At 63.4% G+C, this 23,569-nt stretch carries 17 protein-coding genes, 2 tRNA genes and 3 rRNA genes; 5 read left to right on the top strand and 17 right to left on the bottom strand.

Going from position 1 to position 23,569, the window contains the following annotated elements:
- Positions 1 to 638: 638 nt before the first annotated feature.
- The 12 genes from rrf to phnS form a co-directional block, all read right to left on the bottom strand.
- Positions 639 to 751, bottom strand: a 5S ribosomal RNA gene (gene rrf / locus BCEP18194_RS24560).
- 131 nt (positions 752 to 882) lie between these two features.
- A 23S ribosomal RNA gene (locus BCEP18194_RS24555) occupies positions 883 to 3,764 on the bottom strand.
- Positions 3,765 to 4,057: 293 nt separating this feature from the next.
- A tRNA-Ala gene (locus tag BCEP18194_RS24550) sits at positions 4,058 to 4,133 on the bottom strand.
- A gap of 41 nt (positions 4,134 to 4,174) precedes the next feature.
- A tRNA-Ile gene (locus tag BCEP18194_RS24545) sits at positions 4,175 to 4,251 on the bottom strand.
- 64 nt (positions 4,252 to 4,315) lie between these two features.
- Positions 4,316 to 5,848, bottom strand: a 16S ribosomal RNA gene (locus BCEP18194_RS24540).
- Together the 16S, 23S and 5S rRNA genes with 2 tRNA genes alongside form the textbook arrangement of a ribosomal RNA operon.
- A 508-nt stretch (positions 5,849 to 6,356) precedes the next feature.
- A complete protein-coding gene (locus tag BCEP18194_RS24535) occupies positions 6,357 to 6,908 on the bottom strand; it encodes a phosphonate degradation HD-domain oxygenase (RefSeq protein WP_011353968.1) in 552 nt (183 codons plus the stop codon).
- 4 nt (positions 6,909 to 6,912) lie between these two features.
- Positions 6,913 to 8,367 carry a phosphonoacetaldehyde dehydrogenase gene (gene phnY / locus BCEP18194_RS24530; protein ID WP_011353967.1) on the bottom strand — a complete coding sequence of 485 codons (1,455 nt, stop codon included), beginning with the start codon at positions 8,365 to 8,367 and terminating at the stop codon, positions 6,913 to 6,915.
- Complete coding sequence (phnA, locus tag BCEP18194_RS24525) at positions 8,364 to 9,671, bottom strand: phosphonoacetate hydrolase (protein ID WP_011353966.1); 1,308 nt, start codon at positions 9,669 to 9,671, stop codon at positions 8,364 to 8,366. The genes phnY and phnA overlap by 4 nt, the downstream gene beginning before the upstream one ends.
- A complete protein-coding gene (phnV, locus tag BCEP18194_RS24520) occupies positions 9,668 to 10,528 on the bottom strand; it encodes a 2-aminoethylphosphonate ABC transport system, membrane component PhnV (RefSeq protein ID WP_011353965.1) in 861 nt (286 codons plus the stop codon). Before phnV ends, phnA begins: the two co-directional genes overlap by 4 nt.
- Positions 10,518 to 11,438, bottom strand: a complete 921-nt coding sequence (gene phnU, locus BCEP18194_RS24515) for a 2-aminoethylphosphonate ABC transporter permease subunit (protein ID WP_011353964.1) — start codon at positions 11,436 to 11,438, stop codon at positions 10,518 to 10,520. The genes phnV and phnU overlap by 11 nt, the downstream gene beginning before the upstream one ends.
- On the bottom strand, positions 11,416 to 12,519 hold the full coding sequence (gene phnT, locus BCEP18194_RS24510) for a 2-aminoethylphosphonate ABC transport system ATP-binding subunit PhnT (RefSeq protein WP_011353963.1): 1,104 nt from the start codon (positions 12,517 to 12,519) through the stop codon (positions 11,416 to 11,418). Before phnT ends, phnU begins: the two co-directional genes overlap by 23 nt.
- Positions 12,520 to 12,553: 34 nt before the next feature.
- Positions 12,554 to 13,642, bottom strand: coding sequence for a 2-aminoethylphosphonate ABC transporter substrate-binding protein (gene phnS / locus BCEP18194_RS24505; protein WP_011353962.1), 1,089 nt, complete (start codon positions 13,640 to 13,642; stop codon positions 12,554 to 12,556).
- Between the two features lie 259 nt (positions 13,643 to 13,901).
- Here phnS and BCEP18194_RS24500 point away from each other — a divergent pair, with 259 nt between their 5' ends.
- Positions 13,902 to 15,011: a 2-aminoethylphosphonate--pyruvate transaminase gene (locus tag BCEP18194_RS24500; RefSeq protein ID WP_011353961.1), complete on the top strand. Its 1,110-nt coding sequence runs from the start codon at positions 13,902 to 13,904 to the stop codon at positions 15,009 to 15,011.
- Between the two features lie 100 nt (positions 15,012 to 15,111).
- On the opposite strand, the gene BCEP18194_RS24495 is transcribed toward BCEP18194_RS24500, so the two are convergent.
- From BCEP18194_RS24495 to aroQ, 3 genes are read right to left on the bottom strand one after another with little or no spacing between them, the layout of a single operon-like run.
- Complete coding sequence (locus tag BCEP18194_RS24495) at positions 15,112 to 16,464, bottom strand: MFS transporter (RefSeq protein WP_011353960.1); 1,353 nt, start codon at positions 16,462 to 16,464, stop codon at positions 15,112 to 15,114.
- Between the two features lie 33 nt (positions 16,465 to 16,497).
- Positions 16,498 to 17,352 carry a shikimate dehydrogenase gene (locus BCEP18194_RS24490; protein WP_011353959.1) on the bottom strand — a complete coding sequence of 285 codons (855 nt, stop codon included), beginning with the start codon at positions 17,350 to 17,352 and terminating at the stop codon, positions 16,498 to 16,500.
- Positions 17,349 to 17,804, bottom strand: a complete 456-nt coding sequence (gene aroQ / locus BCEP18194_RS24485) for a type II 3-dehydroquinate dehydratase (RefSeq protein ID WP_011353958.1) — start codon at positions 17,802 to 17,804, stop codon at positions 17,349 to 17,351. The genes BCEP18194_RS24490 and aroQ overlap by 4 nt, the downstream gene beginning before the upstream one ends.
- A 257-nt stretch (positions 17,805 to 18,061) precedes the next feature.
- On the opposite strand from aroQ, the gene BCEP18194_RS24480 reads away from it, so the two are divergent.
- Positions 18,062 to 19,954: a bifunctional sugar phosphate isomerase/epimerase/4-hydroxyphenylpyruvate dioxygenase family protein gene (locus BCEP18194_RS24480; protein ID WP_011353957.1), complete on the top strand. Its 1,893-nt coding sequence runs from the start codon at positions 18,062 to 18,064 to the stop codon at positions 19,952 to 19,954.
- Between the two features lie 288 nt (positions 19,955 to 20,242).
- A complete protein-coding gene (locus BCEP18194_RS24475) occupies positions 20,243 to 20,506 on the top strand; it encodes a hypothetical protein (RefSeq protein ID WP_011353956.1) in 264 nt (87 codons plus the stop codon).
- A 78-nt stretch (positions 20,507 to 20,584) separates the two neighbouring features.
- On the opposite strand, the gene BCEP18194_RS24470 is transcribed toward BCEP18194_RS24475, so the two are convergent.
- Positions 20,585 to 21,379, bottom strand: a complete 795-nt coding sequence (locus BCEP18194_RS24470) for an AraC family transcriptional regulator (protein WP_011353955.1) — start codon at positions 21,377 to 21,379, stop codon at positions 20,585 to 20,587.
- A gap of 158 nt (positions 21,380 to 21,537) precedes the next feature.
- Between BCEP18194_RS24470 and BCEP18194_RS40110 the strand changes: the two genes are divergently transcribed.
- On the top strand, positions 21,538 to 21,825 hold the full coding sequence (locus BCEP18194_RS40110; protein WP_011353954.1) for a hypothetical protein: 288 nt from the start codon (positions 21,538 to 21,540) through the stop codon (positions 21,823 to 21,825).
- A 225-nt stretch (positions 21,826 to 22,050) separates the two neighbouring features.
- Positions 22,051 to 23,187, top strand: a complete 1,137-nt coding sequence (locus BCEP18194_RS24465; protein WP_081436648.1) for a branched-chain amino acid ABC transporter substrate-binding protein — start codon at positions 22,051 to 22,053, stop codon at positions 23,185 to 23,187.
- Here the strand turns inward: BCEP18194_RS24465 and BCEP18194_RS41285 are convergent.
- Entirely contained in the window at positions 23,133 to 23,408 is a 276-nt protein-coding gene (locus BCEP18194_RS41285) for a hypothetical protein (RefSeq protein ID WP_011353952.1), read from the bottom strand. The genes BCEP18194_RS24465 and BCEP18194_RS41285 overlap by 55 nt on opposite strands.
- Between the last annotated feature and the right edge of the window lie 161 nt (positions 23,409 to 23,569).

Raw genomic sequence — 23,569 nt, 5'->3', positions numbered from 1 at the left:
GACCACCCGCGGTTACCTGGAAGCGCCGGGAATCGGGACGAATGGCGATATTACCCCGAAGGGCTTGCACCTCGCTCTGCCGGACATGTCGCGTGAATGGACTTTATGCGCATAGATTTTTTATGACGATTTGGCGCTGGGCTCGCTGCGTGCGCCGATGATCACGTTGGCGCAACGTGTCTATGGGCCAAGTAGATGGTCCGGGAGGGCTGTCGCCAAGACGCATCAATTGCCCGCCATTTTCGACAAACATCGCTCATCGTCGGCTAATGATGTGCCATCGATGGATGGATCGACGTTAGATGGGCACTCAGTGGCGAACCGATTGATGCGGGGAAAAGGAGAGCGCGCCGGGAGATTTCGGTGGCACAGAGCTGTAGGTCGCTCGAGAACAATGGAGGCCCGAGACGACGCATTCGACGCATCGGCCCCAGCCAGATTGATGTGGAGCGCGGCGAAACGCACCTAAAGATTTGCGTGGCGGACGGTACCGCGGATCGCTCGAGAACGGCAGGTGCCTGGATCGGCGCATTCGGTGCCCCAACTCCAGCCAGGCCGCCCATCCCGATCGTTAGTGCATTTCTGCCGCGCAAATGCAAAAACCCCCGCCTTTCGGGCGGGGGTTTCTGGCTTAGGGAGCCTGACGATTACCTACTTTCACACGGGAATCCGCACTATCATCGGCGTAGAGTCGTTTCACGGTCCTGTTCGGGATGGGAAGGGGTGGGACCGACTCGCTATGGTCATCAGGCAAAAGGGGTTGTTGTGCTGGCTTCGCAGCACAACCAATCTTGGAAGAAGCAGTAATTTTGAGTTGTGTGTATCACACACGAGAATCAACCAGTCCGACGCGCTGTGTTCAGCGCGAGACAGACTTGTTATAGGATCAAGCCTTACGGGCAATTAGTATCAGTTAGCTGAACGCATTACTGCGCTTACACACCTGACCTATCAACGTCCTGGTCTCGAACGACCCTTCAAGGGGATCTAGTCCCCAGGGATATCTCATCTTAAGGCGAGTTTCCCGCTTAGATGCTTTCAGCGGTTATCTCTTCCGAACATAGCTACCCGGCGATGCCACTGGCGTGACAACCGGTACACCAGAGGTTCGTCCACTCCGGTCCTCTCGTACTAGGAGCAGCCCCCTTCAAATATCCAACGCCCACGGCAGATAGGGACCAAACTGTCTCACGACGTTTTAAACCCAGCTCACGTACCTCTTTAAATGGCGAACAGCCATACCCTTGGGACCGGCTACAGCCCCAGGATGAGATGAGCCGACATCGAGGTGCCAAACACCGCCGTCGATATGAACTCTTGGGCGGTATCAGCCTGTTATCCCCAGAGTACCTTTTATCCGTTGAGCGATGGCCCTTCCATACAGAACCACCGGATCACTATGACCTGCTTTCGCACCTGCTCGACTTGTCGGTCTCGCAGTTAAGCACGCTTATGCCATTGCACTATCAGCACGATTTCCGACCGTACCTAGCGTACCTTCGTACTCCTCCGTTACGCTTTGGGAGGAGACCGCCCCAGTCAAACTGCCTACCATGCACTGTCCCCGACCCGGATCACGGGCCAAGGTTAGAACCTCAAACAAACCAGGGTGGTATTTCAAGGACGGCTCCACCGAAACTAGCGTTCCGGTTTCATAGCCTCCCACCTATCCTACACAGATCGGTTCAAAGTCCAATGCAAAGCTACAGTAAAGGTTCATGGGGTCTTTCCGTCTAGCCGCGGGTAGATTGCATCATCACAAACACTTCAACTTCGCTGAGTCTCGGGAGGAGACAGTGTGGCCATCGTTACGCCATTCGTGCAGGTCGGAACTTACCCGACAAGGAATTTCGCTACCTTAGGACCGTTATAGTTACGGCCGCCGTTTACCGGGACTTCAATCAAGAGCTTGCACCCCATCATTTAATCTTCCGGCACCGGGCAGGCGTCACACCCTATACGTCCACTTTCGTGTTTGCAGAGTGCTGTGTTTTTATTAAACAGTCGCAGCCACCAGTTTATTGCAACCCCTTCACCCTTTGCCCGCAGGGGCATCAAGCTACAAGGGCGTACCTTATCCCGAAGTTACGGTACCAATTTGCCGAGTTCCTTCTCCCGAGTTCTCTCAAGCGCCTTAGAATACTCATCTCGCCCACCTGTGTCGGTTTGCGGTACGGTCATCATTAGACTGAAGCTTAGAGGCTTTTCTTGGAACCACTTCCAATTGCTTCGCTCCCTAGGGAGCTCGCGCCACACCCTTGAATTCCGCGCCCGGATTTGCCTAAGCGCCTTCTCCAATGCAGCGACCGGGACTTCCAACACCCGGACAACCTTCCGCGATCCGTCCCCCCATCGCATCTAACAATGGTGCAGGAATATTGACCTGCTTCCCATCAGCTACGCATTTCTGCCTCGCCTTAGGGGCCGACTCACCCTACGCCGATGAACGTTGCGTAGGAAACCTTGGGCTTACGGCGAGGGGGCCTTTCACCCCCTTTATCGCTACTCATGTCAGCATTCGCACTTCTGATACCTCCAGCATCCCTTCCGAGACACCTTCGCAGGCTTACAGAACGCTCTCCTACCATGCGTGCAAAGCACGCATCCGCAGCTTCGGTATATAGCTTAGCCCCGTTACATCTTCCGCGCAGGACGACTCGATCAGTGAGCTATTACGCTTTCTTTAAAGGGTGGCTGCTTCTAAGCCAACCTCCTGACTGTTTTAGCCTTCCCACTTCGTTTCCCACTTAGCTATATTTGGGGACCTTAGCTGGCGGTCTGGGTTGTTTCCCTCTTGACACCGGACGTTAGCACCCGATGTCTGTCTCCCGTGATTGCACTCTTCGGTATTCGGAGTTTGCTATGGCGGGGTAATCTGCAATAGACCCCCCAACCATGACAGTGCTCTACCCCCGAAGGTGAGACACGAGGCACTACCTAAATAGTTTTCGGAGAGAACCAGCTATTTCCAAGTTTGTTTAGCCTTTCACCCCTATCCACAGCTCATCCCCTAACTTTTCAACGTTAGTGGGTTCGGACCTCCAGTACGTGTTACCGCACCTTCATCCTGGCCATGGATAGATCACTTGGTTTCGGGTCTACGCCCAGCAACTGAACGCCCTATTCGGACTCGCTTTCGCTACGCCTGCCCTATACGGTTAAGCTTGCTACTGAACGTAAGTCGCTGACCCATTATACAAAAGGTACGCCGTCACCCCTTACGAGGCTCCGACTGTTTGTATGCATGCGGTTTCAGGATCTATTTCACTCCCCTCCCGGGGTTCTTTTCGCCTTTCCCTCACGGTACTGGTTCACTATCGGTCGATCACGAGTATTTAGCCTTGGAGGATGGTCCCCCCATCTTCAGACAGGATTTCACGTGTCCCGCCCTACTTGTCGTACACTTAGTTCTTTCATACTGTTTTCGCCTACAGGGCTATCACCTGCTATGGCCGCACTTTCCAGAGCGTTCGGCTAACAATACAAATAAAGAGTACAAGGCTCATCCCATTTCGCTCGCCACTACTTTGGGAATCTCGGTTGATTTCTTTTCCTGCGGTTACTTAGATGTTTCAGTTCACCGCGTTCGCTTCACATGGCCTATGTATTCAGCCATGGATACTCCAAAAGGAGTGGGTTTCCCCATTCGGACATCTACGGATCAAAGCTTGTTTGCCAGCTCCCCGTAGCTTTTCGCAGGCTACCGCGTCCTTCATCGCCTGTGATCGCCAAGGCATCCACCACATGCACTTGTTCGCTTGACCCTATAACGAGTCTGTCTCTCGACAGTCGTTACAGGTTGAGTTCTCGCATTTGTGCCGTATTCCAATTGAGTCAAACATAGAGTTCGAATCATCTTGAGATACATCGATACAATCACAACCCGGATAGTTTTCACGTCCATCTCATAGACGCTTCCGCTATCCAAATTACTTACTTCTTCCAGATTGTTAAAGAACGACAGCCGATATGGTTTTATTCATATCATCTGACTGGCTCAATCGCCAATGCAAAATTCTCGGTTCAGTGTCTGAACCAAGCCCTTAGCGTTGGTGATTGGTGGAGGCAGACGGGATCGAACCGACGACCCCCTGCTTGCAAAGCAGGTGCTCTCCCAGCTGAGCTATGCCCCCATGTACAGATATTCCTCAGGGTGTACCGCCAGTCAAGACGGTGGTGGGTCTGGTTGGATTCGAACCAACGACCCCCGCCTTATCAAGACGGTGCTCTAACCGACTGAGCTACAGACCCCTGAGTCTGTCTTTAAATTTACAGCCGATAAGCGTGAGCGCTCAACTTTGCGAGATAGCTCTGGAAAGGAGGTGATCCAGCCGCACCTTCCGATACGGCTACCTTGTTACGACTTCACCCCAGTCATGAATCCTACCGTGGTGACCGTCCTCCTTGCGGTTAGACTAGCCACTTCTGGTAAAACCCACTCCCATGGTGTGACGGGCGGTGTGTACAAGACCCGGGAACGTATTCACCGCGGCATGCTGATCCGCGATTACTAGCGATTCCAGCTTCATGCACTCGAGTTGCAGAGTGCAATCCGGACTACGATCGGTTTTCTGGGATTAGCTCCCCCTCGCGGGTTGGCAACCCTCTGTTCCGACCATTGTATGACGTGTGAAGCCCTACCCATAAGGGCCATGAGGACTTGACGTCATCCCCACCTTCCTCCGGTTTGTCACCGGCAGTCTCCTTAGAGTGCTCTTGCGTAGCAACTAAGGACAAGGGTTGCGCTCGTTGCGGGACTTAACCCAACATCTCACGACACGAGCTGACGACAGCCATGCAGCACCTGTGCGCCGGTTCTCTTTCGAGCACTCCCACCTCTCAGCGGGATTCCGACCATGTCAAGGGTAGGTAAGGTTTTTCGCGTTGCATCGAATTAATCCACATCATCCACCGCTTGTGCGGGTCCCCGTCAATTCCTTTGAGTTTTAATCTTGCGACCGTACTCCCCAGGCGGTCAACTTCACGCGTTAGCTACGTTACTAAGGAAATGAATCCCCAACAACTAGTTGACATCGTTTAGGGCGTGGACTACCAGGGTATCTAATCCTGTTTGCTCCCCACGCTTTCGTGCATGAGCGTCAGTATTGGCCCAGGGGGCTGCCTTCGCCATCGGTATTCCTCCACATCTCTACGCATTTCACTGCTACACGTGGAATTCTACCCCCCTCTGCCATACTCTAGCCTGCCAGTCACCAATGCAGTTCCCAGGTTGAGCCCGGGGATTTCACATCGGTCTTAGCAAACCGCCTGCGCACGCTTTACGCCCAGTAATTCCGATTAACGCTCGCACCCTACGTATTACCGCGGCTGCTGGCACGTAGTTAGCCGGTGCTTATTCTTCCGGTACCGTCATCCCCCGACTGTATTAGAGCCAAGGATTTCTTTCCGGACAAAAGTGCTTTACAACCCGAAGGCCTTCTTCACACACGCGGCATTGCTGGATCAGGCTTTCGCCCATTGTCCAAAATTCCCCACTGCTGCCTCCCGTAGGAGTCTGGGCCGTGTCTCAGTCCCAGTGTGGCTGGTCGTCCTCTCAGACCAGCTACTGATCGTCGCCTTGGTAGGCCTTTACCCCACCAACTAGCTAATCAGCCATCGGCCAACCCTATAGCGCGAGGCCCGAAGGTCCCCCGCTTTCATCCGTAGATCGTATGCGGTATTAATCCGGCTTTCGCCGGGCTATCCCCCACTACAGGACATGTTCCGATGTATTACTCACCCGTTCGCCACTCGCCACCAGGTGCAAGCACCCGTGCTGCCGTTCGACTTGCATGTGTAAGGCATGCCGCCAGCGTTCAATCTGAGCCAGGATCAAACTCTTCAGTTTAAACCTGTTACTGTTTTCGGTTCAGTTAAGAACCGGTCGCTCACTCAAAGCTGACAGGTAAATGAATTACTTCATAAACCTGACTTACTTTAGTGTGAGACTCTTGATACTTTCGCTATCTGATCCGAGGATCAGCTCGCTTCCATCAAGCGCCCACACTTATCGGCTGTTAATTTTTAAAGAGCGTTTCTGCGAGGAACTTCGCGTTTCTCAGCAGCGCTGCGTTTTCAGCAGCAGAGAAGCGAGATTATGAACCGTGTTTCGCATTTCGTCAACAACTTTTTTCACTACATCGTTGCGACTGCGGGGCTCAACTTCCAGGCCAGCTGCGCGCTCCAGACTGCTGCACACCGCCAACCCTGCTTCCCTCTTCCGCGCCGTGTTTCCGTTAGCGCGAAAGAGGCGTGATTGTAGGCAGCCTCCTCGATCTGCGCAAGGGGTTTCTCAAAAAAATATAAGGCTCCGCACGCTGCCGCGTGCGGAGCCTTATATAGAAGCAGCCGAACCGTCAGGCCGCGCGTACCTGGCGCGCGACGATCTCCATATAGTGATCGAGATCCGGCGTCACCTTGCCCTCTTCCTTAGCCGTATCGTCCCAGCGGCGCAGACGCAGCGCGTCCTCTGCGAAGGGGCGTTGCAGGAACGCCGCCGTCTCCTCTTCACTGAAGATGCCGCCCTGCAGCCCGAGGCTGCGCACCGAGTCCGGCGAAAGGCTCTCGAAGTAGCCGGCGTCCGTGCGACACAGGCAGCGCTTCGCGTCGACGTGCAGCCGGATCGGCTCCAGCACCGCGTCGGAGAACAACGGCCGCAGGAACGGCAGCACGTAATACTGATGCAGATCGTCGATCCCGCGCGCGCTCGGCGTCTCGCCCTGGCGATTCAGCAGATGCCCGAGATCGTGCAGGAACGCTGCCGCGACCAGCGCTTCGTCAGCCCCCGCCTCTTCCGCCAGCAATCCGCTCTGCAATGCATGCTCGAGCTGCGTGACCGGCTCGCCGCTATAGGCCACATGGCCATGCTCGCGATACAGCCCGTGGATCTCTTCCACCGTCAATGCCATTCACTCACTCCCAAGGCAGCGAAAACGTCTTCAGGTTCGTGAAGCTCTTCATCGCCTCCTGAACGCCTTCCTTGTAACCGAGCCCCGAATCCTTGATCCCGCCGAACGGCGACAGCTCGATCCGGTATCCGGGCACTTCCCATACATTCACCGTGCCGACGTTCAACTCGTTCACGAACCGCACGACCGCCGCCGTGCTGTCCGTACAGACGCCCGACGACAACCCGAACGCCGTCCCGTTGCTGATCCGGATCGCGTCGTCGATCGTGTCGAACGTGATCACTGGCGATACCGGGCCGAAGGTCTCCTCGCGCACGATCGTCATCGACGGATCGACGTTGTCGAGCACGGTCGGTGCATACAGCGCGCCGCGCCGCACGTTGCCGGTCAACAGGCGAGCGCCCTGTGCGACTGCCTCTTCCACTCGCGCTTCGAACAGCCGCGCCGCTTCCTCGTCGATCACCGTACCCATTTCGTTCGCGGGATCGAACGGATCGCCGTACTTCCATGCACGCGTCTTCTCGACAAGCAGTTCGGTGAACGCGGGTGCGATCGAGCGCTGCACCAGCATCCGCTTGACGGCCGTGCAGCGCTGGCCCGAATTCCGGTACGAGCCGAGCACCGCCAGCGACGTCGCGCGGTCGAGATCGGCATCGTCCAGGACGATCAGCGGATCGTTGCCGCCCAGTTCCAGCACGATGCGGCGGTAGCCGGCCCGTGCGGCAATCGCCTTGCCGATCGCAACGCCGCCGGTAAAGGTAATCAGCGACGCATGCGGGTGCGTGACGAGCTCGTCCGCGATCTCGCGCGGATCGCCGGTCAGCACCTGCAGCATCGGCTCCGGCAGCCCGGCCTCATACAGCAGGTCGGCCAGGTAGAACGCCGACAGCGGCACCTTCTCCGAGGGCTTCACGATCACGCGGTTGTTGGTCGCGATCGCCGGCGCGATCTTGTGCGCCACCTGGTTCATCGGATGATTGAACGGCGTGATCGCGACGATCACGCCGTCGAGCGGCTGCCGCTGCGAGAACACGCGGCGCGCCTTGCCGTGGGGCGTCAGGTCGCACGAGAAACTCTGCGCGTCGTCGCGCAGCGCCTCGATCGCCGCAAACTTCAACACGTCGGCCACGCGGCCGATCTCGTAGCGGGAGTCCTGTTTCGACAGCCCCGATTCGAGCGTAATCAGGTCGGACGCTTCCTCGGTGCGCTCGCGCAGCAGCGCGGCCGCACGCTCGAGGATCTGCGAACGCTCGTACCGCGTGAGCTTCGGCCGATACGCCATCGCGTAGTCGAATGCCGCGCGCACATCGTCGACGCTCGCCAGCGGTGCCGTCCCGACGCGCGTGCCCGTGTACGGGTCCATGACGTCGAGCGTGCGTTCCCGCGTCGCGCGTGTGCCGCACCAGCGCAGCGCCTCTGCGCGAAACGCCGGGTGATCGTGTCGGGGATGAGCCATCATGTCGCGACCCGGTTCAGCACGAAATCGAACACGTCGAAGTTGCGCGGGCGACGCGCGGGATCGATCGGCTCGATACGGCGATTGAACAGCAGCGGTACTTCCTGCTCCGACACGCCGCCATGCGAACGCAGCGGCACCGTGAGGCCCGACAGATCGTGTTCGCGCTCGCGCGTGCCGAGCGTCATGTCGCGGCGGCCGATCACGACGAGATCGCCGATCCGGTCAGCCGGCAGCTCGAAACGTGCGGCGGCTTCCGCGTTGTCGAGCACGAGCTCGACGCCGTCAAGGCCGCCGACGCGCCACATCGCCTCGGCCCGGTCGACGCCCGGCGCCAGATAGATGGTTGCGAACGAGCCGAGCGCGCCGTGATGCACGACGTACGGATCCGTGATCGGCAGGATCACGCGCGCAGCCTGCACACCGTACCAGCCGTCGAATGCATCCTGCAGATAGATGACGTTCGGCCGGCCCGTCGCGGGATCGTGCTTCGCGTTCATCCCGTGGTCGGCCGTGAGGCCGATCGCCCAGCCTAGCGCGTCGAGCTGCGCGAGATAGCCGTCCATCATCGCGTAGAACGCGTTCGCGCCGGCACTGCCCGGCTCGCACTTGTGCTGCACGTAGTCGGTGGTCGACAGGTACATCAGGTCGACCTGGCGCGTCTGCGCAAGCCGCACGCCGGCCGCGAACACGAATTCGGACAACGCCGCGCTGTAGACGTCCGGCGACGGCAGGCCGACCCAGTCGAGCACGTCGACGATCCCGTTTTCCGCGAGATTCGCCTGCGCCGCCTTCTCGGCCGAAAAGCAGATGCCGTTCAGTTGCCAGCCGAGCAGCCGGCGCAGCTTGTCCTTCGCCGTCACGACGGCGACCCGCGCACCGGCGTCGGACGCCGCCGCGAGCAGCGTGCCGGCCCGGAGGTAAGCCGGGTCGTTCATCATGACTTCGGCACCGCGCCCGCCGTCGGCGGCCGGATCCCAGAAATAGTTGCCGCAGATCCCGTGGACCGACGGCGGCACGCCGCAGACGATCGACAGGTTGTTCGGGTTGGTGAAGGTCGGCACGACACAATCGGCGCGCCAGGCCGTACCTTCCGAAATCATCCGGCCGATGAACGGCGCGACGCCCGCTTCCACCGCCCGTTCGAGATAGTCGTACTCGCAGCCGTCGACGCAGACGACGACGGTCGGCTCGACCGGCAGCCGGTAGTGCCGGCCGTTGACGTCGACGGCGCGCCCCGCGAGATCCGTCGATGTGCCGGCTGCCGACGCTTCGCCGGGTTGGCGCAATGAGAAGGCGGCGTTCATGATGCCTCCCGCTTGCCGCGCGGCACGCGCGCAGCGATCAGCAGCAGCGCCGCGAGCGACGCGCCGAGCATCAGCAGCGACAACGCCGATGCCGGAAGGTAATAGCCACGCTCCACCTGGCCGATCACGACGATCGGCACGGTTGCGAAACCGGGCGGATAGACCGTCAGCGTCGCGCCAAGCTCGCCGAGCGACAGGGCGAAGCCAAGTGCGAGGCTCGCGCGCAGCGCCGGCACGAGCTGCGGCAGCAGTACGCGACGCAGCACCATCGCGGGCGGTGCACCCAGGCTCGCCGCCGCTTCGCGCAGCACGGTCAGTTCCGGACGCAGTGCGGCAGCCGCGCAGCGATAGCAGAACGGCAAAATCAGCGCGAGCTGCACGAGCACGACGATCGCCGCCGAACTCGACAAGTCGAGCGGCTTTTGGTGATACGCGATCAGCACCGCGAGCCCGAGCACGACGCTCGGCACACCGTTCGGCACCATCACCAGCGCGTCGACCACCGCGCCGAGACCGCGCCGGTCGCGCCCTTCGAGTGCCAACGCGAGCCACAGCCCGAGGATCGTGCCGACCGCCGACACGCCGAAGCCGATTTCCAGGCTCGTCAGCAGCGCGTCATATTCCGGCGACCCGAGCCGCTCGAACCAGCGCAGGCTGTAGCCGGCCGGCAGAATCGTGCCCGACCACTGCGTCGACACGCTCGACAGCGCGACGACGACGACAGGCAACACGAACAGCCAGAAGCACGCGAACGCGGCCAGCGCGAGCGCCGCGCGCGACGCATGCTTGAGCACCGTGTCGCCCCAGCCGATCTGGTGGCGCGGCACGGCTTGCCCGATACGAAATTCAGCGGACATCGTTCCCTCCCGTCGCACGCCGGTTCACCCGGCGATAAACCGCATACAGCGCCAGCGACAGCGCAAGCATCACGACCGCGCCGGCCGACGCGGTCGGCAGGTCGAGGTCGACGGTCGCGCTACTGTAGATCGCGACCGGCAGCGTCACGAGCCGCGCGCTGCCGAGCACCAGCAGAATCCCGAATTCGTTCAGCGTCAGCAGGAAACACAGCACGGTACCGGCGGCGATGCCCGGCCACGCGATCGGCAGCACGACGCGGCGCGCCAACATCCAGCCGGACGCGCCGAGGCTGCGCGCGGCTTCGATCAGCCGCAAGTCGAGCGTTGCGAACGACGCGAGCGTCGGCCGCACGACGAACGGCGTATAGAACACGGTCTGCGCAAGGATCACGCCGCCGATACCGAACAGGAAATCGAGCGGTGGATTCTCGAGATGGAACAGGTGCTGCAGCGCGATGCTGATCGAGCCTTGCGAGCCGTACAGGAAGATCAGCGTGAACGCGACGAGGAACGACGGGAACGCGACGTACAGTTCCAGGAAACGCGTGACGAGCGATGCGCCCGGAAACGGCCTGAAGAACAGCAGCGCGGCCAGCAGCACGCCAAGCACCGACGCGGTGCCCGCACTCGCGAACAGCACGCCGAGTGTGGTCAGCAGCACGCCGCGCGTGTCGGGGTTGCCGAAGAATGTGCGGTACGCGGCGAAACTCAGCCCGTGGTCGCCCGATACGCTCAGCAGCACGAGCCGCACCAGCGGATAGACGACGAGCGGACCCAGCAGGATGATCGCGAGCGCGGCCAGGTGCAGGTCGCCCATGCGCTTGCGGCGCCGCGCGGCAGCAGCGTGCGCGGCGGCCGACGCGAGCACGTGCGGCGGCAGGCCGGCTTCAGGGCTCGATAAGGACGACATCGTCTGCCTCGCAATGCAGGGAAACGCGCGCACCGCGCTCGGGAGCCGCACCGCGGCCGCGTTGCATCGTGACGCGCACGGGCTCGTCGGGGGCCGCATCGATCGTGACCGCGATCGACAGGTCAGCGCCCTGCCATTCGACGGACGACACCGTGCCGTGCAGCCCGCCCGCAGCCGGCGGCATCAGGGTCAGGCGCTCGGGGCGCACGCAGGCCACCTTGCCGCGCACTTCGTGGCGCGGATCGCCGAGCGGGAAGATCACGTGCGGCGGCAGCAGGTTCGCCGGGCCGAGATAGCGTGCAACGTAGCCGTCCTGCGGCGCGTCGTACAGCTGCTGCGGCGTGCCGAGCTGCGCGATATGGCCGTCGCGCATCAGCAGCGCGCGATCGGACAGCACGAGCGCGTCGTCGCGGTCGTGCGTAACGCAGACGACGGTCAGGTTCGGCAGGCGCTCGTGCAGTGCCTTCAGTTCGCTGCGCACCGATGCGCGCAGGTTGGCGTCGAGCGCCGACAGCGGCTCGTCGAGCAGCAGCACGTCCGGCTCGATCACGAGCGCGCGCGCCAGCGCGACGCGCTGCTGCATCCCGCCCGACAGTTGCGCCGGCAGGTGATGGCCCGCATCGCCGAGCTGCACGAGCTTCAGCGCATCGGCGACGCGGCGCGTCACTTCCGACGACGCCATGCCGCGGGCGCGCAGCCCGAATGCGACGTTCTCGAACACCGTCAGGTGCGGGAACAGCGCGTAATTCTGGAACAGCAGACCGAGATTGCGCTTGTGCGGCGGCGCGTAGGTCAGGTCGCGTCCGGCAACGGTCAGCGTGCCGGTCAGGCCGTCGGCCTTCACGAACCCGGCGATGAAGCGCAGCAGCGTGGTCTTGCCGCAACCGCTCTTGCCGAGCACGGTCAAAAATTCACCGGCACCGATCGACAGCGACAGATCTTCCAGCACCGTGCGTGCGCCGTAGCGCACGCTCAGGTGTTCGATCTGCACGCCGCCCGGCGCGCCGGACCGCAGCGTTGCCTGCGGTTCGGCGGCGCCGAATGCGCCGGGATGGGTCAGGGTGGTTTCCACCGGGTTCATCCTCTTGCTCACAAATACAGGCGGCGTGCGCCGATCACTTCGGCTTGACGACGTCGAGCTGCTTGCCCGAGCTGCCGATCACGTCCTTCTTCCAGCGCTCGATCCACACCGGCTTCTTCGCCATCACCTGGGTCCAGTCGACCGGGATCAGCTTCACGCCCGCGATCGCCTTCTTGACCGCTTCGCCGTTCTTGCCGGCCAGCGGCACGTCCGTGCGGCCCGGGATGCCGTACATGTCCGGCACCTTCGACTGCACTTCCGTCGACATCAGGTAGTCGATCAGCTTCTTGCCGGCGTCCTGGTTCGGGCCGCTCTTGATCAGGCCGATGCCGTACGGGAGCTGGAACGTGGTCGGCTGGTCGCCTTCCTTCGCGGCCAGGAAGATCGGCTTGACGGACAGCGCGCCGTGTTCGGCATCGTCGAGGTCCATCTGCAGGTCGCCGTTCGCCACGCTGATTTCGTTACGCGACAGCAGCACGTTCAGGTAGCCCGTGCCCTTCGTGTGGAACTTCACGCTCTTCGACAATTGCGCGAGGTAGTCGAACGCCTTGTCTTCGCCCATCAGCGACGTCGTCAGGATCAGCACGGCCATCCCGTCGCCGGCGGTGGCCGGGTTCGAGTACGCGACCTTGCCGGCATAGGCCGGCGACAGCAGGTCGCCGAACGTCTTCGGCTGGTTCTTCACGACGTCCGGGTTGATCGCGAACGAGAAGTAGTTGTTCACGAACGTCGCCCACGTGCCGTCTTCAGCCTTTGCGATGGCCGGCACGTTCTTGTAGTTCACGCTCTGGTACGGCTGCAGCAAGCCCATCTGGCCGGCTTGCTGAATGAACGGCGGCAGCGTGACGATCACGTCGGCCTTCGGGGAGTTCTTCTCGATGTTCGCGCGGTTGACGACTTCACCGCTGCCCGCCGTCACGATGTTGACTTTGACGCCTTCCTTCTTCTCGAAGGCCGGCAGCACATCGCGATAGAGGTTCTCGAGACCGTCTGCCGTATACAGCACGACCGCGCTCGCCGCATGTGCGGGCAGCGCGGCGCCCATCAGACCGGCGACGCTGGCGGCCAGCGCAAGCTTGCGGAACGCGCCGGCAGCGGCGCGCGAGGGTTTCTGCAGTGTCATCTGACTTCTCCGTAGGCGGAACACCAAATGGCCGGGGCACGATCCGGCTCTCCTGTTATCTCCGGGCAGGGCCGATCGACGGCCTGCCTCGCTGCCGCGCTGAGGTTAGGTTTCGCGCGGCAAGCGAAGGATCACAGCGTTCGATGACAAACCCGTGACGAATGCGGCAATTTCCAAAAAATGACACATTTTGCCAATATCATGCAAGTCATTCAGAAATGCCGCCCGGCGTTTCTTCCGAACTTTGCAGAGGAAAACCATGCCCGATCCGATTCTTCTTACGCCTGGCCCGCTCACCACGTCCGCCACAACCCGCCACGCAATGCAACATGACTGGGGTTCGTGGGATGCCGCTTTCAATCAACTGACGGCGAGCGTCTGCGCGGATCTCGTCGCGATCGCGCACGGCGGCGACGAGTACGTGTGCGTACCGATGCAGGGCAGCGGCACGTTCTCGGTCGAAGCCGCGCTCGGCACGCTGGTGCCGCGCGACGGCGTCGTGCTGGTACCTGACAACGGCGCGTACTGCGCGCGCATCCTGAAGATCCTCGGCCGGCTCGGCATCGAAGCGATCGCGTTACCGTTCGGCGAGGATGCGGCCGTCGATCCGGCCGCGATCGAAGCCGCGTTCGCGCGCGAGCCGCGCATCACGCACGTCGCGCAGGTGCATCTGGAGACGAGCGCCGGGGTCCTGAACCCGCTCGACGACATCGCCGCCGTGTGCCGGCGCCACGGCAAGCGCCTGATCGTCGACGCGATGAGCTCGTTCGGCGCGCTGCCGATCACGCTGGCCGGCAGCGGCATCGATGCGCTGATCTCGGCGAGCGGCAAATGCCTCGAAGGCGTGCCGGGGATGGGGTTCGCGATCGTGCGACGCGAAGCGCTCGACGCAAGCGAAGGCAATTCGCCGTCGCTCGCGCTCGACCTCCACGATCAGTACGCGTACCTGCTCAAGACGGGCCAGTGGCGCTTCACGCCGCCGACGCACGTGATCGCCGCGCTGCGCGCCGCACTCGACCAGTATCTCGCCGAAGGCGGTCAGCCCGCGCGCGGCGCGCGCTATGTGGACAACTGCCGGACGCTGGTCGAATCGATGCACGCGCTGGGCTTCACGACGTTCCTCGACGCGAGCGTGCAGGCACCGGTGATCGTCACGTTCCACGCACCCGACCACCCGGCCTACGATTTCCGCCGCTTCTACGACGCAGTGCGCGACGCGGGCTTCATCCTGTATCCGGGCAAGCTCACGCAGCTCGAGACGTTCCGCGTCGGCTGCATCGGCGCGATCGACTCGAACGATATCCGCCGCGCGGTCGCGGCAATTGCGCAGGCGGTCGAGTCGCTCGGCATCGCGGTGCAGCGCGCATAAGGCCGGATGCAAGCGGGCGTAAAAGCAGGCGCACAAACAAAAAAGCCCGGCGGCCTTGCGGCTGCCGGGCGAACGCACTGGATGTGCGTGGAGCCGGTGCTTACAGCTCGATCCGCTTGATGTCGCCGACCACGAAGATGTACGACGCCGCGCCGATCAGCGCGATCACGCCGATGAACACGAGCGCGCCGACGAACGACCCGGTCGACGCGACAATGAAGCCGACCACGAGCGGCGTGACGATCCCGGCAAGGTTCGCCGCGAAGTTGAAGATGCCGCCCGTGACGCCGAGCAGGCCGTCCGGCGCGATGTCCGACACCAGCGTCCAGCCGAGTGCGGCCATCCCCTGCGCGAAGAACGCGACCGACATGATCGCGATCACGGCCTCGTTGCTCTGCACATAGTTCGCGAGAATGATCGTCGATGCGAGCAGCAGGCCCGCGATGATCGGCAGCTTGCGCGCGAGGTTCGCGGACTTGCCGCGACGCAGCAGCCAGTCGGAGAAGATCCCGCCGAACATCACGCCGACCGATGCGGCAATGAACGGCATCACCGCGAAGAAACCGATCTTCAGCCAGCCCATGTGGCGCTCGGTGGCGAGGTAGGTCGGGAACCAGGTCAGGAAGAACACGAGCGTCGAGTTGCCGGCGAACTGGCCGAGGCAGATGCCCGCGAGCTGGCGCTTCTTCAGCAGCTTGCCGGCCATCGACCAGCTGAACGACTTCTGCTCGCCCTTCGCACCCTTGCCACCTTTGTCGCCGTCCTTGCGCACGCCATGCACGAGGCCACCGCCCGCCTCGATATACGCCAGCTCCTCCGAATTCGCCCCCGGATGGTTGCGCGGCTCGTGATAGAACTTCCACCAGACCAGGCCGAACACGATGCCGACCGTGCCGACGACCCAGAACAGCGAGCGCCAGCCGAACGCCCCCATCAGGGCGAACAGCACCGGGCTGAAGAACGCGAGGCCGATGTACTCGCCGACGGTATAGGTACCGGTCGCCATCGCGCGCTCGTTCTGCGGGAACCACGTCGCGACGACGCGGCTGTTGGTCGGGAAGCACGGCGCCTCCGCGACGCCCAGGCCGAGACGGCACGCGAGCAGCGTCGCGACGCCCGGGACAAAGCCCTGCAGGAACGTGCACAGCGACCACAGCGTCATCGACCAGTAATAGGTGACCTTGCTGCCGAAACGGTCGAGAAAGAGGCCACCGGGCACCTGCGCGGCAACGTACGTCCACGAAAACGCGGAAAACATGATGCCCATCACGGCCGCGTTGATGCCGAGCTCCTTGGTGAGCTGCGGCGCAGCCACCCCGAGCACGGTGCGGTCGAGATAGTTGATCATCGTGCCGATCGCGAGCAGCGCGAGAATCTTGTAGCGCGCCGAAGTGCGCCGGACGGTGCCGGACGCCTGCGCCGGCGCGGCGCTCGTGTGGGTGGTGTGCTGCATGGTCGTCTCCTGGTCTCTCTTTCTGGAAGGGGGTCAGCGCGCGACGAGCGACTGAAAGTGATCGAACATCCGCTCGGCGTCGGGCGTGCGTCCGGTGAAGATCTCGAACGCGTCGACAGCCTGGTAGACGGCCATCCCGCCGCCCGGCAACGTGGCGCAGCCGGCTGCGCGCGCCGCGTGGATCAGTTCGGTTTCGAGCGGGAAGTACACGATGTCGGCCACCCACATGCCCGCGTGGAGCAACTCGGCCGGCAGCGGCAGGCCCGGATGCTTGGCCATGCCGGTGGGCGTCGCGTGGATCAGGCCCGTCGCGGCGCGCATCGCGCTCGCGAGATCACCACCGGGCGCGACCCGTGCGGCGGGGAAGCGTTGCTGCAGTTCGGCCGCGAGCGCGGCGGCGCGCGTGCCGTCGACATCGAAAATCGTCAGTTCGGCCGCGCCCATCTGCAGCGCCGCGTGCGCCACGGCCGCGCCCGCGCCGCCCGCACCGAGCTGGACGACGCGCTCGAGGGACGCGTCGGGCAACCCGCGGCGGAACGACTTCGCGAAGCCCGACCAGTCGGTGTTGTGGCCGATCCGCTTGCCGTCCTTGAACAGCACGGTGTTCACCGCGCCGAGCGCGCGCGCATCGTCCGACAGTGCGTCGAGGTGCTCGATCACGCGCTGCTTGCACGGGTGTGTGATGTTCAGGCCGTTGTAGCCCATCCGCTGCGCGGCATCGAGCAGTTGCGGCAAGGCGTCGACGGTCACGCCGAGCGCGTCGAGGTCGATGCGCCGGTAGACATAGCCGAACCCCTGGCGGAATCCTTCTTCCTCGTGCATCGCGGGCGACAGCGAGCCGCCGATGCCCTGGCCGATCAGGCCGATCAGAAACGACGGGCGGCTCATCGTGCGGCTCCCTGCGCAAACAGTGTCGCCAGACGCTGCAGCGCGAATACGTAGCCTTCGGTGCCGCAGCCGCAGATCACGGCTTCGGCGACCGCCGACACGTAGGAATGGTGACGGAACGCCTCGCGGCGATGCACGTTCGAGATATGCACTTCGATCACCGGCTTCGCGATCGCGGAAAGCGCGTCGGCCAGCGCCACCGACGTATGCGTATAGGCCGCCGGGTTGATCACGATGCCGTGCGTGTCGTGACGCGCGGCGTGCAGCCAGTCGATCAGCTGGTGCTCGGCGTTCGACTGCCGGAAGTCGATTTCCAGCCCGAGCGCCTCGCCCGCCGTGCGGCAGCGCTGCTCGACATCGGCGAGCGTTTCCGCGCCGTAGATATGGGGCTCGCGCGTCCCCAGCAGATTCAGGTTCGGGCCGTTCAGCACCAGCACCTTGTGCTTGCTCATGGTGATTCTGCTCCTAAAACAGGGGCGGACCGTGACCGGCATCGCCCCGAACACATCGGAATTTGGCGCTAGTGTGCGCCCGGGAATGCGGGCTGTCTTTCCGGGTTTTCGCTAATTTGTACCACCTAGTTAGTTTGTACAATACGCATCACTAGCCCAGTAAATTCGGGATATGGCGTTCACCATGAATTCAACGACTGGTTCATTCAGGGTCGATTCGACCAACGCCATGCCCCGCTCATTCGCAGGAATCGCCCATGCAGCGCTCGATCGCCACCGTGTCACTGTCCGGCACGCTCGCCGAGAAACTCGCCGCCATCCAGGCCGCAGGCTTCGACGGCGTCGAAATCTTCGAAAACGACCTCGTCTACTTCGATGGATCGCCGGCCGACGTCCGGCGCATGGCCGCGGATCTCGGCCTCGACATCGTGCTGTTCCAGCCGTTTCGCGACTTCGAGGGCGTGAGCGCGACCCAGCTCGCCCGCAACCTCGACCGGATCAAGCGCAAGTTCGACGTGATGCATGCGCTCGGCACCGACCGCATCCTGGTGTGCAGCAACGTGTCGGCCGACACGATCGCGGACGACGGGCTGCTCGTCGACCAGCTCGGTACGCTCGCTGAGGCCGCGCGGCAGGCCGGCGTGGTCGCCGCGTACGAAGCGCTCGCGTGGGGCCGTGTCGTGAAGCGGTACGGCCATGCGTGGCAACTCGTGAATACCGTGAACAGCCCGCATCTCGGCCTGGCGCTCGACAGCTTCCACACGCTGTCGCTCGACGATTCGCCGGACGCAATCGCCGACATCCCCGGCGACCGGATCGCGTTCGTGCAGATCGCCGATGCGCCGAAGCTCGCGATGGACGTGCTCGAATGGAGCCGCCATTACCGCTCGTTCCCGGGCCAGGGCGATTTCGACCTCGCGCACTTCACTGCGCGCGTGATCGAGTCCGGCTATACGGGGCCGCTGTCGCTCGAGATCTTCAACGACGGCTTCCGCGCGGCGCCCACGGCGATCACGGCCGCCGACGGCCATCGCTCGCTGCTCTATCTGGAGGAACTGACGCGCGAGCGGCTCGCACAGGACGGCCATGCGCCGGCCGCCAGCCAGCCGCTGTTCGCGCCGCCGGCGCCGCCCGCGCACGTCGGGTTCCAGTTCATCGAATTCGCGGTCGACGCGCAGGCGGCGGCGACCGTCGGCGAATGGCTCGGCCGGATGCGCTTCCGGCTCGCGGGCCGCCATCGGTCGAAGGACGTGACGCTGTTCCAGCACGGCGCCGCGTCGATCGTGCTGAACGCGGAGCGCGATTCGTTCGCCGATGCGTTCTTCCAGCAGCATGGGCTGTCGCTGTGTGCATCGGCATTCCGCGTCGACGACGCGAACGTGGCGTTCGAGCGCGCAGCAGGCTTCGGCTATGCGCCGTTCTCCGGCCGCGTCGGGCCGAACGAGCGCGTGTTGCCGAGCGTGCAGGCGCCGGACGGCAGCCTCGAATACTTCGTCGACGAAGCGCCGAACGCGCCGACGCTGTACGAATCGGATTTCGTGCTGACCGACATCGACGGCCCGAGCGAAGTCGGGCCGCTGACCGGTATCGACCATGTGTGCCTCGCCCTGCCGGCCGACGCGCTCGATACGTGGATCCTGTTCTTCAAGACGGCATTCGGCTTCGAGGCCGAGCGCAGCTGGCTCGTGCCCGACCCGTACGGGCTAATGCGCAGCCGCGCGGTGCGCAGCGCCGACGGCTCGGTGCGGATCGCGCTGAACGCGTCGGTCGACCGGCACACGGCGGTGGCCGAATCGCTCGACCGCTACCACGGCACAGGGCTGAACCACGTCGCATTCCGCACGGACGACATCGTGAAGACGATCGCCGCGTTCGCGGCCGACGGCATTCCGTTCCTGCGCATTCCGCCGAACTACTACGACGATCTCGCCGCACGCTACGCGTTGTCGGACGAACTGATCGACACGCTGAGCACGCATCACCTGCTGTACGACCGCGACGAGCACGGCGGCGAATTCCTGCATGCGTATACAGAACTGGTCGACAACCGCTTCTCGCTCGAGATCGTCGAGCGGCGCGGCGGATACGACGGCTATGGCGCGACAAACGCGGCCGTGCGGCTCGCCGCACAGGCGCAGCGCAGGAAATAAGGGAAGGAACTGAACCGGGATCTTGGGGCCGAATCACATTCGCAGCCCGCGGCCGCTTCAAAGGGCCGCATCCCGCGCGCACCATCGTGGTGAATCACGAGGCCGCGCACCCGCCCGCGCGGCTGGCCGCGATCGGGCCGGAAACCGCATTCCATATGGCGTTACATCCCGTAACCCGTACCGCAGCGCAGCATCCCGTCGCCCAGTGCGGTTTTAAGAATCGCTTAAGTCTTCGACGGCACCATCCGCAACCAGTACCCGATGGTTATCTCGAAAAGGAGGAAAGCGATGAGCGCCGTAGAAGCACCCGCGGGCCGCCAGGCCGCGCCCCCTGCAAAGAAGACGATGCTGCGCCGCCTGCTCAGTCATCATGAAATCGCGACGCTGCTCGTGCTGCTGCATGCACCGATCGGCGCGAACGCCAAACCCGAACTGCCCGCGTTGCAGGAAGCCGGTCTCGTCGAGATGGTCAAGCTCGACGCCGATACGGCACCCAGCTTCCGGCTGACCGAAAACGGCACCGCCGTCCTGAAAGGGCTCGGCTACCGCTGAGCCGCCGTTTTCACCCCTTTCCCGTTTTCCCGCATCACCCCGATCCCAGCGACTCGCCGGCCCTTTCGGCGTGTCGCGTCACCCTGCCCGCTCCTGCAGCATCAACCGGTATTCCGTCGGCGTCACGCCGACCGTCGCCTTGAACTGGCGCGTGAACGCGCTGTGATCCGTATAGCCGCATAGCGCCGCAACGTCGGTCACCTTGTCGTGCGTGACGAGCAGCGCGGTGGCCGCATCGAGCCGCGTCTTCAGCAGCACCTGGCGCGGCGTCAGGTGGAACACCTTGTGGAAGTAGCGTTCGAGCTGCGCGACCGACATCCCGGCCATCTGCGCGAGCTGCTTCAGGTTCAGCGGCTGCACGAAGTGATCCTGGATGTGCTGGACCACGTCGGCGAGCCGGCTGTACGCCGGGTGCGATCCCTCGTGCGCCTTCAGGTCGCGCGAAATGCCCGCGAGGCCGACCACCCTGCCCGCAGCGTCGCGCAGCGGCTCCTTGCAGGTCAGGCACCAGCCCGGCTGACGGCCCGGATACAGGTGGAGCTCGAGCTGGTCCATCAGTTGCTGGCCGGCGTTGATCGTCGCCATGTCCTGCTCGAAATAGCTGCGGCCGAAGCGGCGCGGAAACACTTCGTCGGCCGTCTTGCCGAGCAGGTCGCGCTTGTCCTTGTAGCCGCAGCGCATCGCCAGCGTGCGATTGACAATCGCGTAGCGGCCGCTCGCATCCTTCACGAAGAACGCGACGTCCGGCAGTGCGTCGAACACCGGTTCGAGCAGGCGGAAGTGCGCAAGCATCGCGCCGAGATCGGCGTTGTCGGGCTGGTAGCGCAACGGTTCGGACAGGCTCATGGGCGGTACGGCAAGCAAGGTCGTCATCCCGGCAACCGCAATGCGAGTGGCAGATGGCGTCGATTATAGAAGCGCCCCTTCGATCGCGTCGCGCCGATCGCAAAGGCGGGCAAGTTGGTGGCAGCCGTCGCATCGCGCCGCCGCCGATCGGCCGGCATCGTCACGCGACAGACGACATACGTTGCATGCGCAACTACTACGCCGAGCGTGCGGCGGCCGGCCGCGCATCCGCTTGCGCCAGCGCGGCAATCACGCGTGCGCCGGTGCCGCCATCCCGCGCGCGTACTGGCGCATTCACACACCGGCACCGCACGCCCGAACTCGCCAGCATAGAAATGCGAACGTGCAGCGTCTTGGCGCGTTTGCGCATTTGGCGTGACGATTTCGGCATATATCAGGGTTATCGACGATATGCCGATATCGTCGCCGGCCGCGCACCGAACGCGCAAGACGCACGCATTTTCGCTACCTAGACTTCGTTTCACGGTCACGAGACGACCTCACGCCGCGGCAGCAATCGGCATGCACGGCCTGCGGGACCGGCCGTCATGTGCGCCGATTCCGGCACAGCCCGGGCAGCACGCGGCAAGCACGCACGGCCCTCGCATCGGCCGGCCGACCGAACCGTCTCGCCCGGTTTACCGGCGCCGGCCCGCCAGCCGGCGGCGGCCCAACCACGCCATCAAGGGGAAGTGAAAGTGAAGCTGAAGGTATCGCACGTCGCGCTGGCCGCTGCCTGCGCACTGTCGGGCGCGCACGCCATTGCCGCCGACGTCGTCAAGATCGGTTTCGCCGCACCGCTGACCGGCCCGCAGTCGAACTACGGCACGGACATGCAGAAGGGCGTGCAGCTCGCGATCGCCGATTTCAACGCGACGCGTCCGACGATCGGCGGCAAGCCCGTCACGTTCCAGCTCGATTCGCAGGACGACCAGGCTGACCCGCGCACGGGCACGACCGTCGCGCAGCGGCTGATCGACGACAACGTCCGCGGGATCATCGGACACTTCAACTCGGGCACGAGCATTCCCGCATCCGACCTGTACGATCGCGCAGGGCTGCCGCAGATCTCGATGGCCACGTCGCCGCAATACACGGCGCGCGGCTACAAGACGACCTACCGGCTGCTGACGAGCGACGCGCAGGCCGGCCGCATCGTCGGCACGTACGCGGTGAAGACGCTGCGCTTCAAGCGCATCGCGATCATCGACGACCGCACGGCCTACGGCCAGGGCATCGCAGACGAATTCGCGAAGGCCGTCGAGGCGGCGGGCGGCACGATCATCAAGCGCGACTTCACGAACGACAAGGCGCTCGACTTCTCCGCGATCCTGACCAACCTCAAGGGGATGAACCCGGACGCGATCTTCTACGGCGGCGGCGACGCGCAATCGTCGCCGATGATCCGCAAGATGCGCCAGCTCGGGATGAAGTCGGCGTTCGTGACGGGCGAGATGTCGCGCTCGCCGACGTTCCTGAAGGTCGGCGGCGACGCGGCCGAAGGCGCGATCGTCTACATGGGCGGGCTGCCGAAGGAAAAGATGCCGGGCTTCTCCGGCTACGCCGCACGCTACAAGGCGCGCTTCAACGAAGACGTGATCACCTACTCGCCGTACGCGTATGACGGCACGATCGCGCTGCTCACCGCGATGAAGGACGCGAACTCGACCGACCCGAAGGTGTACACGCCGTATCTCGGCAAGCTGTCGGTCAAGGGCGTGTCGGCCCCCAGCATCGCGTACGACACGAAGGGCGACCTGAAAGATGCGCCGGTGACGATCTACAAGGTCGAGCACGGCGCGTTCAAGCCGGTCGATACGATCGCCGGCAACTGATCCGCGAGACCCTGCCCCGCGCGGCGCGTCAGCGGCTCACCGGCCGCCCGCGCCGCGCGCGCTTCTGCGTGCGCTTCTGCGTCTGCGTCTGCGTCGGCGTCGGCTTCGGCGTCGGCTTCGGCGTCGGCTTCGGCTTCGGCTTCGGCTTCGGCTTCGGCTTCGGCTTCGGCTTCGGCTTCGCGGTCCGAAGCGTTCCTCGGCGCGCCCCCGCGCGCGCGCATTTTGCGCTCCTGTAGAATCCCCCCACCCGCTTTGACGCTTCGTCTCCGCCGCGCCTCACCCCGGTGCAGCGGTGCGTGTTGCGTGCCTCACCCGGCACGCGGCACGCTTCGACGATGCAAGCCGCGCCTTGTCAGTCCATGCCGATAGCGGGCCCTGGAGA

This window comes from Burkholderia lata (assembly GCF_000012945.1).
In the GTDB taxonomy this organism is placed as follows: Bacteria; Pseudomonadota; Gammaproteobacteria; order Burkholderiales; family Burkholderiaceae; genus Burkholderia; species Burkholderia lata.
The sequence above is the reverse complement of the archived record's forward strand: the minus strand, read 5'-3'. Positions and strand labels throughout refer to the sequence as shown.

What these genes read in the sequence shown, in the direction of transcription:
- BCEP18194_RS24535 (WP_011353968.1), bottom strand. Translation starts at nt 6,908, where the DNA reads ATGGCATTGACGGTGGAAGAGATCCACGGGCTGTATCGCGAGCATGGC.
- phnY (WP_011353967.1), bottom strand. Translation starts at nt 8,367, where the DNA reads ATGATGGCTCATCCCCGACACGATCACCCGGCGTTTCGCGCAGAGGCG.
- phnA (WP_011353966.1), bottom strand. Translation starts at nt 9,671, where the DNA reads ATGAACGCCGCCTTCTCATTGCGCCAACCCGGCGAAGCGTCGGCAGCC.
- phnV (WP_011353965.1), bottom strand. Translation starts at nt 10,528, where the DNA reads ATGTCCGCTGAATTTCGTATCGGGCAAGCCGTGCCGCGCCACCAGATC.
- phnU (WP_011353964.1), bottom strand. Translation starts at nt 11,438, where the DNA reads ATGTCGTCCTTATCGAGCCCTGAAGCCGGCCTGCCGCCGCACGTGCTC.
- phnT (WP_011353963.1), bottom strand. Translation starts at nt 12,519, where the DNA reads ATGAACCCGGTGGAAACCACCCTGACCCATCCCGGCGCATTCGGCGCC.
- phnS (WP_011353962.1), bottom strand. Translation starts at nt 13,642, where the DNA reads ATGACACTGCAGAAACCCTCGCGCGCCGCTGCCGGCGCGTTCCGCAAG.
- BCEP18194_RS24500 (WP_011353961.1), top strand. Translation starts at nt 13,902, where the DNA reads ATGCCCGATCCGATTCTTCTTACGCCTGGCCCGCTCACCACGTCCGCC.
- BCEP18194_RS24495 (WP_011353960.1), bottom strand. Translation starts at nt 16,464, where the DNA reads ATGCAGCACACCACCCACACGAGCGCCGCGCCGGCGCAGGCGTCCGGC.
- BCEP18194_RS24490 (WP_011353959.1), bottom strand. Translation starts at nt 17,352, where the DNA reads ATGAGCCGCCCGTCGTTTCTGATCGGCCTGATCGGCCAGGGCATCGGC.
- aroQ (WP_011353958.1), bottom strand. Translation starts at nt 17,804, where the DNA reads ATGAGCAAGCACAAGGTGCTGGTGCTGAACGGCCCGAACCTGAATCTG.
- BCEP18194_RS24480 (WP_011353957.1), top strand. Translation starts at nt 18,062, where the DNA reads ATGCAGCGCTCGATCGCCACCGTGTCACTGTCCGGCACGCTCGCCGAG.
- BCEP18194_RS24475 (WP_011353956.1), top strand. Translation starts at nt 20,243, where the DNA reads ATGAGCGCCGTAGAAGCACCCGCGGGCCGCCAGGCCGCGCCCCCTGCA.
- BCEP18194_RS24470 (WP_011353955.1), bottom strand. Translation starts at nt 21,379, where the DNA reads ATGACGACCTTGCTTGCCGTACCGCCCATGAGCCTGTCCGAACCGTTG.
- BCEP18194_RS40110 (WP_011353954.1), top strand. Translation starts at nt 21,538, where the DNA reads ATGCGCAACTACTACGCCGAGCGTGCGGCGGCCGGCCGCGCATCCGCT.
- BCEP18194_RS41285 (WP_011353952.1), bottom strand. Translation starts at nt 23,408, where the DNA reads ATGCGCGCGCGCGGGGGCGCGCCGAGGAACGCTTCGGACCGCGAAGCC.